The organism is Chromobacterium sp. Panama (genome assembly GCF_003052555.1).
Lineage (GTDB): Bacteria > Pseudomonadota > Gammaproteobacteria > Burkholderiales > Chromobacteriaceae > Chromobacterium.
Genome location: NZ_QARX01000001.1, coordinates 4,583,524 through 4,598,003, shown reverse-complemented (window position 1 = coordinate 4,598,003; position 14,480 = coordinate 4,583,524). Strand labels below are relative to the sequence as shown.

Below are 14,480 nucleotides of genomic sequence, written 5' to 3'. Positions count from 1 at the left end.
CCGATACAGCAGCGTTTGCAACGCGGTCTGGAGCACGTCAACGGCGTGCTGTGAGGCTTGGACAGGGAGGGCATGGCCATGATGAAGCTGCTGATCCAACACAATGAGGCGCTCAAAGGCGCGGCGCGTTTAATCGTCGATTACGAGATGCGCCTGGGGGTGATTGCGCTGAAGGACAGCAACCCGCTCCATCCGGACAACACCGCGGCCGTTCAGCGGCAGATCAAGCGGGCGTTGGCGGACTTTTATTATTGGAGCCGATGGCAGGGCGAGCACGAGCCGGCCCGCGCCGCCTTATTGGCGATGTGGGCGTCCGGGAAGTGGAGCAGCCGCGATCTCTGCGCGCGGCAATGTTATCTCTTGGCGGGCTTCCGCAACGTAACTACCGCCCGCCTGGCGCTGGTGGGCGCGCCGATACCGGACCCTGACGCCGTCTACAGGGGCGGGGCCTTAGAAGCGGTTCAACCATCCCGCTGAAGCGCAGCGGACTTTGAACAGGTTCTGAGGCCTGCGGTGGGTGACGATCTGGGGGATTCGATGGCGGCCAAAGCCCGGCGTCAGCGGCTTGCGCTTGAGTTTTATCGGCAAAGCCGGGATGGCCGTTCCATGATGAAGGGCGTGAACTTCAAACGCGCAAGCGTTGAAAGTTATTGGTGTAAAATGAATTAATAAAGCCAATCAATTCCACTTCGTCATGAATATCTCCCTTCGCCACCTGCGCGCCTTTTCGGCCGTTGCCGAAGCCGAAAGCTTCACCGCCGCGGCCCGCCAGCTGTTTCTGACGCAATCCACGCTGACCAAGACCATACGCGAGCTGGAGCAGGAGATCGGGCTGACGCTGTTTGAGCGCACCACCCGCAAAGTGGCGCTCACCACGCAGGGCAACGCCTTCCTGCCGGTGGCCCGCCGGCTGCTGAACGACTTTGAACTGCTGCTGTCCGATCTGCGCGAAAAATCCGCCGGCAGCAGCGGCAGCGTCTACGTGGCCAGCGGCATGGCTTTTGCGTCCAGCGTGCTGCCGGAGGTGCTCAAACGGCTGAGAAGAGATTACCCGTGCATCCATGTGCGTCTGCTGGACGACACCAGCGGCGGCGTGGTGCGCCGCATCGAATCGGGCGAGGTGGACATCGGCATCGGCTCTTATGTGGGCGCGGCCGGGGACAAGCTGGACAAGCGCCAGCTGCTGTCCGCCCGGCTGGGGCTGATGTTTCCGCCGGGCTTCGAGCCGCCGGCGGGGCCGCTCAACTGTCAATCCCTGCGGCAATGGCCCTTGCTGCAGGACGAAAGCGACACCAGCATCATGTCCGCGCTGGAGCGCAGCCATCCCGAGCTCTGGCAGCAGGTGGCCAGCAAGATCACCGTCACCAATCTGGACATGCAGTTCTGCCTGATCCGCGCCGGGGTGGGCGCTTGCGTGTTGTCTGCGCTGGCGGCCTCCCATCCGTCGGCGCGGGATCTGCCCTACCGCTTGTTTGAGTCGGCCGAGCTACAGCGGGACGTGCACGTGTTCACCCGGCGCGGCGTGCCGCTGTCGCCGGCCGCCTTCACCTTTTTGCAGGTGCTGGACGAGGTGTTGCCGACGATAGCCTTCCACCCCGGGGTGACGCTGGCGGCCTAGCGGCGGCGCGGTAGGGGAGAGCTTACGATGCAGAATGTTGCCAGGTAACCGGCAGGCCCTGTGCTTACTGGATTTTTGTTTATCAATATTTTCTTTGTGTACCTAATCGTGTACCTAAAATAATTTCCTGCCTGTGGCCTGGGTTGAGTGATCCTAAGTAAGCGATGGCAACCGTGTGCCTCTTTGTTGCTACGGAACTGTGCAACGCTCATGCTCAAACAGCTCAAGCAAGTATCATAGACGCGTGGCAATGTTCGGTAGCTTGGAGGAGGTGGCTAACGGTGATTGTCGCCCAGTGAAAAACCAAAAAGCCCGCGACTTAGCGGGCTTTTATCTATACAGGGCAATAATCTTGTTCAGAAAGTCGACGTCGACGTGACTTGACCATCTCTGGGAGGTACTTGTTTTTCCCCTCCGACCCACCCAGTCCGAGCAAGTCATAGACATTGCCTCCCACTCCTGGGAGAACTTCTCCATCGTCCCCTTTGCCAGCATCCTCAGCAAAATATAAAAACTCAAACTTACTTGAGATCGACTCAGGGAATTCATGTTTGAGACGGTAACGGCTATCTTTGTGCATCACTGGTGCAACCACCAGAATGCTATCAGGATTAACCGCCTCGATCATTTGCATAAGATTGGTCTTGACGACACACGCCCCGGAAATAACAGACTTAACGATGATGACCGTGACCTTGCTGTGTGAGGTTGGCTCAAGGTACTGTTTTTGGATAGGCGCGACAGAATACCCAGACTCTTTAGCTCTCTCATTCCAAAAGCAGGCCAACTTCAGGCTAGCTTCATCCGACATCCTGGAGGCCAGTCCTTCAATGATGCCCTTAGCCAAGAAATCGGCATCCTCAACTGTGCAAGCAACAAAGATGTCACGATCAACCTCTCGAAGCAGGGCGGCATGAGTCTCAGCTATGTACCTTGCCAAGTTGCTACCAAGACCCGCCATTGCCGCTCTATACCCATCAACAGGAGCGGAGAACAGCTCATCCAACCCACGCTGAACTTCATAATGGCTAACCGCAAATGGACTTAGGTTCCTGTCATTCATAGTAGCTCCTCAAGCTCGTCAATAGTCGAAGGCCGCCTCTCGAGCACTCTGTCACAGAAGTGTTCGAACTCCCTGTCACAACAGGAGTACCGAGGGCTTCCACTACTGAGCTTCCGACCGCTAGCAGTGCTGTAGGACCAGACAAAATAACCTCGAACTATACCATAGCTTAGACCAGGCACACTATCCAGCACATCAGCAAATTCGACCGGCAGCCTCGCACGAATTTCCTCGTCAGAAACAGCCAACCTGAAAGCTGCTGGCTGGCTCTCCATGCAACTATTGATGACAGACTCAATAGAGTGCCGACCAACGCCCAAGGAGCGCCAGGCTCCGAGCAAAATGTCAAACGTGTTGCCAATGTTTGACACGGTGGCCTCAACACCATCATGCCTGGATATTCGAGCTATCGCATCCCTAAGCAAAGAATTGCACGTAAGGGCAGCATAAGTTGACTCGCTGGCATCATATGGAAAATGCTCAACTTGAGTATGTGCCTCGATTGAATCGGGAACGCTCCCTTCCATCTGTTCCGCGACGGCATCATCCGAACAAACCAGCATCGTAACAGGGTCGGGCTGATTGACCGCTTTCGAAAGAATCACCTGCATTCTGAAATCTTCAGACAAAGGGTGATCACCCGAAAGCCAACTAAGCGCGCCTGCATTCTTCAATTGGTAGAACTCAGTGCTCTCCACACGGTAGACCGCTAAGTCATCAACGAATGCAACGCATTGTCCTTCGAAGCACACAGACTCAGCATTGCCCTCGACGATGTGCAAGTAGATTTGCTTTGCAAGATGATAGGCAGCATACCAATCTTCGAAGACAGTACCCTTGCGACCATTTTGGCCGCCACGGTGCTTATTTGCCAAGTAACTGGCTATTTTTTCACCAAGGAGGTCCCTGGCAACATCAAGCTCACACATATGTAGTAATATATTCAATAGTCATAAGCACTGTAAACCATAGTTACTGCCACGATCAAGAAAAATCACTTTAATGAGCTGGATAAATTGAATCGCCTCAGCTTCTCTAGAGACTCTTGCATAACCCTGTCTTTGTCGCGTTTCAGCCAGACACACACACCTAAAATCCCCCCGAAACCGTGGATTGAACCCTAAGTTGTTGTCCTGTAACGGCTTTTCATCCACGGTTTGTCCACGGCCTCACCCCCCGATTCCGTGGATTCCGCATAAACTTCAATAAAATCAATGCCATGAAGGGAAGGGCGAATCCACCATTTCCACGACTTCTGCAGGCAAACCCGTGGATTAATTTTTAAGCAGCGCTCCGAAACCGTGGATGGCCCTTGTCTTCCTTTTTCATGGCTTTTTATCTCTATCTCTTTGTTTTTTAAATAAGAAGAAATACTTAGAGGCCGTAAAAGGGTAAAACCCCGATGTGGAAGAATTGGGGCAAACCGTGGAAGTTTGAGGGGAAACCGTGGATTTTGGAGGGCAAACCGTGGATGGGTTGTTCTCAACAATCAATGACTTAGGTCGTGAAGCGGGGTCAATCCACGGAATTTTTTTACATACTCCCCTACCCAATGGCGTGGAAACCGGCGATTTCCGGCCGTTTTTGCTGGTCTTGTGTTGTCAATGTCATATTTGGTGTGTAAAAGGCTCCGCAATTTTGCAGTTTGAGCGGGGGGAATGCGTGACAGCCCACACTAGGCGGGCTGTCGAGGGGGGGGCGGGTAGGGTTAGGGCTGAACGTCCGGCGCGGCGTAGAGGCCGAGCTTTTCCAGTTGCGGCAGGCTGATCGCGGTCAGGTGGCCCTGGCGGCGGCCGTGGATGGTCTTCTCGACGCCGTCGGCCAGCACCACCGGGCTTTGCAGCAGCTGGTGCTTGAAGATGCGGCCAGTCTTCACCGGCAACGCGTCGAACTTGGCGCGCAGATGCGGCGCGGTGGAGAGATGGTCCATCACGTGATTCGGCCGCAGGAACAGTGCCATCTCGCTGCGGCCGTCCGGGAGTTTGACCCGGTCCCAGCAGTGCGGGTAGTCAAAGCGCCGGGCTTCCAGCTCGGACAGCAGGATTTCCATGATCCATACCCAGGGCAGGCGGCTGCCGTCGGTGTCGACGATATGGCTGTTCATTTCCGCCATCAGGTCTTCGATGAAGCCGCCTTGCTGCGGGTCGAGGTCGGCGAACTCGCACAGCAAAGCCCAGCTACACAGCAGGGCGGCGTAGTTTTCCATCATCCGCCGCGCGGTGGCGTCGCCGGTGGGGGCGCGGCTGTGGCGTTCGCACAGTCCCAGGTAATGGCGGTGCAGGTCGCGCAGCCGGGCCGGCTCGACGTCGGCCAGAAACTGCAGCCAGGCCCACAGCGGGAAGGCCGGCAGATCATGCGGAATCAGCGCGCCTTGCCGCGCCACCGACAGGCTGCTGCGGCACAGCTTGGACTGCAGGCTCTGCACGTCGACTTCCTCGCCGGCCAACAGCACCGGCGCGCACATCAGGTACGGCGTCAGGCTGGCCCCGACGCGGGTGAACTCGAAACGATAGGTCGACTGCAGTAGCGCGTCGATGTCGGACAGCACCGTTTTCGGCAGCTTGGAGAACTCATCCCAGCCCACCGGCTGCGAGGTGAAGGAGACTGACGCCCGCCGGCGGTGGTCGGTTTTGAGCATCTGCCCGGACAGCACCTGAAACGCCAAGGTGGTTTGCAGACTCTCCAGCAGCTTGGACTTACCCGAGCCCTTCTCGGCCTGCATCTGGAAGTGCGGATAGAAGCCGAGCAGGGTTTTGAGGTGCGCGCCCAGGGCCCACACCAGAGGGATGGCGGCCGCATTGTCGCGGAAGGTGTCCTGATAGGCTTGGATCACGGTGCGCGCCTGCTGCGTCGTGCCGCGCGGGAAGGTCAGGTTGTAGTACAGGCATTGCTTCTGCGGCTCGACGAAATAGCAGTCCTGCCCCTCCTGCGCCGTCAGCGCGCCGGCCTTCCATGCCAGGCCGACGAAGTTGACCACGTCGCGCGCGCCCAGGTCGGCGGCCCGCTCCATCAGATTGACCAGGCGCTGGAACTGCGCCGGCTTCCAGATCGCGCCGAAGCGGCTTTTCCACCATTCCAGGTTGTACAGCTTGTCGTCGGTGGCCACTTCGCGCTGCAGCGTCACCCCATGCCGCGCCAGCTGGGCGCTGACACCGAACACGGTTTCCGGCTGATGGTCGGCCGCGCCGCTGATGGTGGCCAGATGGCTTTGGATGCGCAGCCGCGACAGGCTGGCCACGCGGAAGGAACACAGGTCGCCCAGTGTCTCGGAACGGTTGCCGTCGTCGTCGGTCTTGAACTCGTCGACATATTGGGTGAAGTCTTCCTTCACCCGGAAACGCCAGTACACCGCCCAGTCATGGCCCGGCAGTTGCACCCGTCGCGTGCCCTCCAGTCGTTCGCCGCCGCCGGGCATACCGGGCAACAGCCACGCCTCCAGCTTGCGCAGCCGGCCGCGCAGCACGTCGGCGCCGTGCTGGCGCAACACGTCGTTGAGGTCTTCGCCTTCGTCCCAGTCCTGCATGTCCACCAGCAAATGGCCGATGTCGGCCGCCGTCAGCTTCTCCGACAAGCGCCAGGCTGCCGCCAGCCCCGGCCGCACGCCGCTGGCCGGGTTCACCGGGTCGCTATGGTCCAGCGCCACCCGCACCGCTTTGCCGCGCAACACCGTCCAATCGAGGCTGTCGACATTGCCGACACCGCGTAGCGCCAGCGCCGCCACGTCCGGCGGGGTGCAACTCTCCACCGACAGCGCATTGATCGGGCTTTCCACCAAGTAGACCAGCCGCGCGCGCTGCAGCCGTTGCGGGTCGCTGCACCAGCCGTGGCCCTCGCGCGCGCCTTGGCACTGGGTCTTCACGCCGCCGTTCAAGGCCGGATCGACATAGCGCAGATCCACCGCCGCCAGCCGGCCGCCGCTGCGCACCAGGAAGGCGACGGCCGCGCCGCCGTGGCCGACTTCGCCGGCGGCAATCTTGGCGCTGTGCCAATCGTTCCAGCCCAGCGTTTTGCAGCGCAGGGCGCGACGGATTACCGCTTCCTCAATGCCCCGGCCGGTGAGATAGGCGATGGCCGCATCGGCTTGGGCCAGGCAGCGCTCGCCAATGTAGTCGAGGGTGGACTTGCGCACCGGCGCGGCCTTGTCCTTCATCGCGGGTTTGGGTTGCGGCAGGCCGTACCAGTCGCCCAGCAGCCGCGCGGCCGCCAACGGCGTGTCGAGTTCCGGTTGGCAGTAGCGCAGCAAGTCGATGCAACTGCCGCTGGCGTCGCTGCTCCAGTCCTTCCAGCCGCGGCCGTCGGCGAAGATCGACAGCGACGCTTGGCTGTCCGGGTGGTGCGGGCTGTGATAGTTGCCCTTGCCCTGACGCTTCAGGCCCAGCCGGGCCGCCAGGTCGTGCAAGTCGATCTGTTCCTTGAGTTGGTCGAACCATTGGCCAAGGGCGGTCGGGGCACCGCCAGACAAGCCGGGGGCGTCTCGCCCGGTACGCGGGAGAGGGATTCGTGCGGTCATGGGGTGTCCTTAGAGCAGTTGGCCGATATCGGCGCTGGCGTCGATGACTTGTTGCTGCAGCGGCGCCAGCAGCCCGGCCAGACGTTGCGCCGGCAGCGGCTGGTTCTCGGCGTGGTCCAGCAACTCGACCAGCCCTTGCAGGCCGTCGCCGGTGCGCGTCAGGCGCGAGACGCCGGCGCTGACGGTGTGTTCGATGCGGCGGCACAGGCTGGCCAGTTGGCTCAGCGGCTCGCGCAGTTCGGCATGTTCGGGGGTGTCGGCCAGCTGCTGCAGCTGGGCCAGCTGGTGATGGACGGCGGACAGGATCAGGGCGTTCATGCCAGCACCTCCACGGCGAAACCGGCGGCGGTGCGATGAATCAAGGCGCGTTGACCCTGGGCGACCAGCAAGGCGGCGAGCGCACGGGCTTCGGCCTCGTTGGGCAAGACGGAAACAGGGATAACGGACGCGGGGAATAAGCGAGATAAGACGCGGGAAAGCTTAGGCATGGTGGCCTCCAATGTGTAGTTGGGGCTGCCGTCCGCTGCTAAACGGGGGAGGCAGGCACGTGACAGGGTTAGCAGACCGGCACATTGGAACCGGCATACCCGAAGGTATCCCCGCCACGACCCGCCATTGAAAAATGGGCGCACCGATAGCGGTGTACGGACGTAAAAAAGCCGCCATGGTGGCGGGTGTCCGCCAATGTGTGTCGGGCTGCTAAACCCGGTCGCTGTTTTGAATGCGACGTAAAGATGGTGCAGCAATTGAGCGGGCTTGTCAATTCGCTTGCGGGGGTGGGCAATCAGGTTCGCGCATTTCATTGGGGGTTATATTTCTAAAGCGTGGAGCGGGATCATCGGGAATGGGGCCGGTTTTTAGCAGGCATATTAATAAAGTCGCCAATCAATATTAAATAAGTGAATTAAATTCATTTCAGCCGACACTATTTAAGGTCGATTTCAGGGGAAATACATGGCCCGCCGGCCGGCGAGCCATGGCGCTTAGCCCAGGACGCGATGACGCAAGCGGCCGGGCGTCACGATCAGCGCTTGCCGAGGCGAGGGCGACAGGCCCGGCAAGGTGCGCAGCCGCTCCGGCGGAATTCGCGCGCCGCCGTGAATGGGCTGGGCCAGGGTCAGCGGCTCGCCTTCCAGCGTCTTGAACTGGTGGCAGCAGTCATCGTTGCTGCAGTTGTAGTAATTCTCCTTGGTCGCGGCGCTGAGCATGCGGCTGGTCCGCACCCGCGACACCGCGCCGCATAAGGGGCAAGGGAAGGCCATATTGCACTCTCCTTCAGTCGACGATTTCAACGGCGTCAATCAGCACGCAAGCGGCGAGGTTTTCGACGACGTAGGCGTCGTGGCTGGATTGGTAGAACTCCACCCGATTCAGCGACGGCTCTTCGTGGTAGTGGTAGCGGCTGGCGTGTGGATTGAAGTACAGCGACAGGTTGTCCAGCCGGGTAATCAAGATGCTGTCGCCGGGGAAGAAGGCGGCCGTCGCCGCCTGCAGCCCGCCTAGGCGCTGTTTGTGAAACACCAGGTCGTCGCCCTCGGCTTGCGGGTTGGCGTCGCAGACCGCATCCGGCAGCAAGTCCGCGCCCACCAGCACCACCAGGCCGGGATCATCGCGCCACGCCGGGGCCAGCCGCTGCTTGAGCGCATAGCGCACCAGGCGATGCAGCGAGCGGAAGCGTTCGCTCTCGCCGATGCGGGCGCCCTCGATCCAGTGTTGCGGCGCTTGCTCGCGGATCTGCTGCAGCCAGCCGATATTGACGTCTTCCAACAGCGGGTGGCTGGCCCGGTTCGAGTCCGGCGCGCGCTGCAGACCGTGGAAGCCGATCATGATGCGGTCCAGCAGGATGCGGCGCTCCAGCGCTTGTCGCGCGCGGGCTTCAAAGCCGGCCGGCGTCTGGGTTTCGCTCCACCAGGCGTCCAGCGTGTCGTAACTGAAGGCGGCGTCGAAGTTGGTTTGCTGGCAGTGGTATTGCGCCGGCCGCCAGGTCTTGCCGGCCGGCTGGCGTTCATGGCGCTGGGTGTCGACGGTGGCGGCCAAGGTGCCGGCGATATCGAAGTGCTTGGCCTTTCCCCGGATATCGGAGACGCCGAGCAGGTTGATCGCGGACAGCAGCCGGCTACGGGCCTTCAGCGCGTTGAGGCGGGCTTGCGCCGCTTGGGGCGTGGGGGTCGCGTACAGGCTGTCCTGGGCGTGGTACTGGTCCAACTCGTGGTAGTAGTGGTCGATGAACTGGTTCAGCGCGTGGCGGGTGGGGTTCTGCATGTCTCGTCTCGGTTAGCGGTTGATCAGGGCTTGGTACTGCGCGTCGCGCTGGGCTTGGTATCGCTGTCGGGCAATCACGTTGTGTTGCTGTAGCGGCGGGGTGGCCAGCGGCGGCAGCGGCTGGTTCAAGCGGGCGAGCAGGTCGTCTGAGGTCGCCGGCGAAGCGCTGCACAGCGTCTGCTGCAGCGCGCCGGGCTTGAGCACGGCCTGGACTTGCTCTTCTTCGCGGTGCCAGTCGGCACTGCCGAACACGCGCTCGATGCAGGCCGGCGGCGCTTGGGTCAGCAACAGCGTCAGCACCGGCAGTTGTTCGCCCCATTGGGGCAGGTGGTCGTCGAGCACCGCGTCCCAGTACTGGCGCTGCAGCGTGTCGCGCGCCTCGGCCAGCGCCTTGCGCTGCTCGAAAAGCGCTTCATGCTGGATCTCGGCTTGAATCTTCTCTTCCTCGGCGATCTTCAGCGTTTCCTCGGCCAATTCCAGGTTGGCCATCTCCTTGTGCTTCAGCTCGCGCACCACCTTGGTGGGGACGCCCAAGGTCGAGCGCATCGCCTGACGGCAATCCTTGCGTGCCTGCTCGGCCTCCATGCGCAGCGCGGTGGCGGTGTGCTCGCGGCGCGTGGTCTGGCTGGTCAACTGCTGCCAGGCGTCGAGCGCGTGTTCAAAAGCGGTCTGGCGTTCGGCCAGCTCGGCCACGGCGGCGGCGAGGCGGGTTTGGGTGGTGGGGTTCTGGATATGCATGGTCTGAGTCCGGGAAGTTGCGGGGTTAGGCGCGGCGGGCCGCGATGCGTGCCGCCATCCAGCTCTCGATTTCAGAGGACAGCCAGGCCACGCTCTTGCCGCCCAGCGGCACCGGTGCCGGGAAACGGCCCTGCTTGATGGCGTCGTACACCGACGAGCGGGACAGGCCGCACGTGGCGATGACTTCCGGCAAGCGCAGAAAGCGCAGCGGTTGAGAGGAGGGCGAAGCGGCAACAGCGGTCATGAAGCGTCCTTGTTGGTGGAGGTGGATATCAGTGGATGGCATCGGATACGCCGATCAGCGAACGCAGTATTGCGGAAATTACAAAGGGGGTTTTGGGGTTGGGTTGTGCCGCGCTCCCACACAACAAAAAAATTTGAAATGCCAAAAAAACGCGGATTTTGCTATTGACGGCGGGCGGGAAAACAGGAACGCGGGCGCAAAATGGCCCGCCATGGAACGGCATTGGACAGCGGTGGACGGGCTAGGACGGACTCAGCGGCAAGGAAACGGGGGACAGCAGGAAAACGCGACGCGGGGACAGTCAGCGAACAGGGCGACTGCATGCATAGCGTGCATGAAAACGCATGAATCCGGGCGGGGGGACAAGGGCGCGCCAGGCCATACGGCAAGGGCCTGGCACGGGTTCATGCAGCTGCATGATTAGCGGCCCATGAAGTGCGGGGGCGAGGCGGGGCTTCGATAGCGCGCGCTGGGGAGGGGGACAGAACAAGAAGATGCAATGGTGCTACATTGCCCAGGAGGTCATTCTGACAAAACCACTCACTTAAAATCATTGCACGTCGGCGGGCATTAATAGGGAAACATAAAAAATGTTTAAGAAAAAAAGCGAGAAGAATTTGCATTTTTGCGAGACCTGCATTCGCCACAATGAAAACCCTCTATTTACCCCTTATGATTATTGATCTTTAGCAAGACAATTGAAGCCAGTCTAATCAAGAACTCCACAGCTAATTGTCGTAATTTAGCCAGGGAAGACCAACTGTGCCTTCAGGGTCTCTAACAGATCAAAAGTATTGCAGTAGCTAACCCCAAACTCTCTACAAATATTTGGAATCTTAACTTTGGTACTATTATCTGGTACTAGAGCTTCCTGGGTAACTAAAGTTGCTCCTATGGTTTTAGCCTTCGCGATTAACCATGGATCGGCAACTGAAAGAAAACTACTAACATGTGGCTCTCTCATCGTTTTATGCTCAACGATAAATTGGGCTATCTCTCCAAAATTTGATTGTGTAGCTTCATCATCAACAGCCATAAAAACAGCTTTTCTCTGCTTTACCCAATTAGACAAGTCATCACCAGCATGAGCAAGCTCATCATAAACCATATCAATACTACCAACCCGGCCATTCTCAAAATGAAAATCAAGCCAACCCCAGAAGCCGGGACAAATACTCATCCGATAATAAAAATTTTTTGCCTGAATGTAAGCATTCGAATCCAATAAATAATTCAAATCCCTAACTCCTGACGTGCATATTCAGCAAGTTTGTGTGGTTTAATGCCGATCAATTGCCCAGCATCTCTAAGTAAGATTCTGCCGCTTAATGCTTCACTAGTAACTGCCATTGCCAGTCTCTTGCTAACTTTCAGCGTTTGTAAAAGGCTGTATCTTGGAGCTCCATCTCGTTCTATAGCTTTGTAATCAGCAAGACGTTGGCTAATAAATGCCTGGTATTCTTCAAAATCAATATATCCAAGATCCATAGCTCGGCGTGCAGAAACCCATTGACTGACATGAAAATGGCTCGCCAATGCCCCGACATTCCAACGCCACTCTTCAGAACTGTTCCATCGCTGCTTGAACTCATCTTCCGGAACTAAAAATTCAGCAGCAACCGCATTGCAAATCTTTTCTACTTTCCTATGACTGCCGTACTCCCCATCAGAAACACCAGACTCACCAAGCCAGATATGTGTCAACTCATGCAATAGTGTAAAAAGACGAGCCTCTGGACAATCAGACGTATTTATAAATACAACAGGCGCATAGCCATCTGCAATGGCAAATCCTCTGAATTCTTTAACACTAAGAATACGTCTAGTATTACTTCCAACCATACTGCTACGCATCACTAAAATGCCTAAGGCTTCTATTCTACGTAGCAGATCATTAAAATATGTATCCCACCTACCCCTATCAGGCCATCGCCCCACCCCTAAATGGCTGCGCATATTTTCAACAATGCTCATTACAGACATATTCGGAGAGACAGAGCCTACTACAGTAATAGGGTCTCTTCCTTGATCAATTTGATATTCTCGATACCAAAGTTGGCGGCGTAAAACTTCTCGTACAGTATCTCTTAAATCAAGGCTTATCTCTAATGGGCCATGACTACCAATAGTTCTGAGATCTGGTATTGGTAGCTCATCAGCAGGGGGGGTGTTTAAAAACAAATACCCAAATGGGATGTGGGTATGATGCGCAAAATCTTGTGCTTGACGAAATGTTGGTTTCTCTTCCCCAGCTTCCCACCTCTGTAGTTTTTCTTCTTTGACATGAAGCTTTTCGGCTAGCACAGACGTGCTTAACCGAGCCCTATTCCGAGCCCAGCTGAGAATGTCAGAATTAACATGTGCCTGTGCCATTTAATTTCCATAAGACAAACTGACAACATACGTTACTACATTTCACAAATAGCGCATTGACGGACATAAAAAAAATCAATCGACAAGCAACATTGCATTACGTTGGTTGAAAGGGATGCTGCAACTTAGGCTGGAACAGCCGAGGAAAGCAAGCAAATTCGTAGATCGTTGTACTACGATCTCTACAATGTTTTCTGGCCCACTTGACTTTACCAATAGCGCAATGACATTGGCAACACAAGTCGAAAATTTGCCTCATACTATATGCAATCAAACTGCCAAACCAGTCTCCAGCTTGGCCTCACTCCACTTTAGAGGCGTGTTGCCTTAGCAGCATCTATCTGCGTCTGCACAAAGTCCGACCAGGCTTGCATGATGGCTTTGCGTTGCTCGGCATACTCCGCGCGGTTATACACGCCTTTGATTCCGACGATCTTGTGTGCCAGCGCCATTTCAATGGCGTCAGACGAATGGCCCATCTCATGCAAATGAGTGGATGCCGTGCGACGGAAGTCATGCAAGACAAAGTGCTGCACATCCAGCGATAGCGAATTCACTGCTTGATTCAGCGTGCTGCGGCCAATTGGCTTGTCTTCACTGCTGCGGCTGCTGGGGAGCAGATAAGCGGAGCGCCCGGCCAGCATCTTCAGCTCTTGCAGCATTTCCAATGCCTGTCGGGATAGGTACACCCGATGGGGCTTATTTTTCTTCATACGCTCAGCGGGGATGTCCCATATCCCAACATCCAAATCAAACTCAGACCAAGTCGCTTGAATCAGCTCGCTCTTTCTAACCATAGTGATTGCTAACAAGTGTAGTGCCAGGCGTAGAGATCGGCGGACGTCTGATTGGTACACGGCCCGTAGTACTTGGCCGATTTCCTCGCCTGACAGCACCCGGTCTCGGCTTTCTTCCACTGCGATAAAGCGGGCCACCAGAGCTGCGGCAGGGTTGGTTTCCGCTAGTTGCCGGGCTATCGCATAGTCGTACATGCGCTTAAGTGCATTGCGCGTAACAAGGGCCATCTTTGGAGCTCCGCGAGCCTTGATCCTGTCGCAAAGTTCCAGAACATCAGACGGCTTCACTTCCGCCAGCGGCATGCCCCCTAACCAAGGTAATACGTCCTTGTCCATGATCCGGCGCATCGTCTTCTGATAGCTGCCTGATTTTCCCTCTAGCTGCTCCTTTAACCAATTGTCGGCGAAGGCCGCAACCGTATTGAGCCGTTCTACTTTGGCCGCTTGGACTGCACGCTTAGGTGATTCTCCATGAGCGACTAGCTCTGCCCACGCATCCCGCTGTTTGCGTGCAGATTTCAGGCTGATTTCTGGGTAAGGCCCAATAGTCAAAGTCGGCTGCCGAACCCCGTGCAATTGATAACGATAGCGCCAGACCTTGGTGCCGCTAGGCATCACTTCCAGCAGCAAGCCACCCGAGTCCGTGATCCGGTAGCGAGCATCTTTTGGCTTCAATGAATTGATATGGGCATCGGTCAGTAGTTTGGCAGCTCTTGGCATAGTCTCCTCTTTGGTACACGGTCGAAACCAAAGGTACACGATAGTGGCTATAAGCCATGCTCTATGTAGGTTTCAATATTTATGCGCGAAATTTAGCAAGAAACCCCCGTGAAAACGGAGTTGATTCTGTATAAAACTTAAAATCAAATGCATTG

At 57.4% G+C, this 14,480-nt stretch carries 14 protein-coding genes; 2 read left to right on the top strand and 12 right to left on the bottom strand.

Going from position 1 to position 14,480, the window contains the following annotated elements:
- Positions 1 to 78: 78 nt before the first annotated feature.
- Positions 79 to 477 (top strand): hypothetical protein, encoded by a 399-nt coding sequence (locus tag DB032_RS20635; protein WP_146176755.1) that lies wholly within the window; start codon positions 79 to 81, stop codon positions 475 to 477.
- A gap of 217 nt (positions 478 to 694) precedes the next feature.
- Positions 695 to 1,618, top strand: coding sequence for a LysR family transcriptional regulator (locus DB032_RS20630; protein WP_107801104.1), 924 nt, complete (start codon positions 695 to 697; stop codon positions 1,616 to 1,618).
- Between the two features lie 334 nt (positions 1,619 to 1,952).
- Here DB032_RS20630 and DB032_RS20625 read toward each other — a convergent pair whose 3' ends face one another.
- The 12 genes from DB032_RS20625 to DB032_RS20575 form a co-directional block, all read right to left on the bottom strand.
- A complete protein-coding gene (locus DB032_RS20625; protein WP_107801103.1) occupies positions 1,953 to 2,681 on the bottom strand; it encodes a hypothetical protein in 729 nt (242 codons plus the stop codon).
- Positions 2,678 to 3,610 carry a hypothetical protein gene (locus DB032_RS20620; protein WP_107801102.1) on the bottom strand — a complete coding sequence of 311 codons (933 nt, stop codon included), beginning with the start codon at positions 3,608 to 3,610 and terminating at the stop codon, positions 2,678 to 2,680. The genes DB032_RS20625 and DB032_RS20620 overlap by 4 nt, the downstream gene beginning before the upstream one ends.
- A gap of 779 nt (positions 3,611 to 4,389) precedes the next feature.
- Positions 4,390 to 7,191, bottom strand: coding sequence for a toprim domain-containing protein (locus DB032_RS20615; protein WP_107801101.1), 2,802 nt, complete (start codon positions 7,189 to 7,191; stop codon positions 4,390 to 4,392).
- 9 nt (positions 7,192 to 7,200) lie between these two features.
- A complete protein-coding gene (locus tag DB032_RS20610) occupies positions 7,201 to 7,509 on the bottom strand; it encodes a DUF1484 family protein (RefSeq protein WP_043592556.1) in 309 nt (102 codons plus the stop codon).
- Positions 7,506 to 7,679, bottom strand: coding sequence for a hypothetical protein (locus DB032_RS24460; protein WP_166454161.1), 174 nt, complete (start codon positions 7,677 to 7,679; stop codon positions 7,506 to 7,508). The genes DB032_RS20610 and DB032_RS24460 overlap by 4 nt, the downstream gene beginning before the upstream one ends.
- A 495-nt stretch (positions 7,680 to 8,174) precedes the next feature.
- Positions 8,175 to 8,453 carry an ogr/Delta-like zinc finger family protein gene (locus tag DB032_RS20605; RefSeq protein WP_107801100.1) on the bottom strand — a complete coding sequence of 93 codons (279 nt, stop codon included), beginning with the start codon at positions 8,451 to 8,453 and terminating at the stop codon, positions 8,175 to 8,177.
- 13 nt (positions 8,454 to 8,466) lie between these two features.
- Complete coding sequence (locus DB032_RS20600; protein WP_107801099.1) at positions 8,467 to 9,453, bottom strand: P2 family phage major capsid protein; 987 nt, start codon at positions 9,451 to 9,453, stop codon at positions 8,467 to 8,469.
- 12 nt (positions 9,454 to 9,465) lie between these two features.
- A complete protein-coding gene (locus DB032_RS20595) occupies positions 9,466 to 10,191 on the bottom strand; it encodes a hypothetical protein (RefSeq protein ID WP_107801098.1) in 726 nt (241 codons plus the stop codon).
- Between the two features lie 25 nt (positions 10,192 to 10,216).
- On the bottom strand, positions 10,217 to 10,435 hold the full coding sequence (locus tag DB032_RS20590; protein WP_019100960.1) for an AlpA family transcriptional regulator: 219 nt from the start codon (positions 10,433 to 10,435) through the stop codon (positions 10,217 to 10,219).
- Positions 10,436 to 11,177: 742 nt separating this feature from the next.
- Entirely contained in the window at positions 11,178 to 11,672 is a 495-nt protein-coding gene (locus tag DB032_RS20585) for a DUF4411 family protein (RefSeq protein WP_107801097.1), read from the bottom strand.
- On the bottom strand, positions 11,669 to 12,739 hold the full coding sequence (locus DB032_RS20580; RefSeq protein WP_199225951.1) for an XRE family transcriptional regulator: 1,071 nt from the start codon (positions 12,737 to 12,739) through the stop codon (positions 11,669 to 11,671). Before DB032_RS20580 ends, DB032_RS20585 begins: the two co-directional genes overlap by 4 nt.
- Before the next feature lie 380 nt (positions 12,740 to 13,119).
- The gene (locus DB032_RS20575; protein WP_107801095.1) at positions 13,120 to 14,325 is read right to left on the bottom strand and encodes a tyrosine-type recombinase/integrase; all 1,206 of its coding nucleotides are present in this window, start codon (positions 14,323 to 14,325) and stop codon (positions 13,120 to 13,122) included.
- Between the last annotated feature and the right edge of the window lie 155 nt (positions 14,326 to 14,480).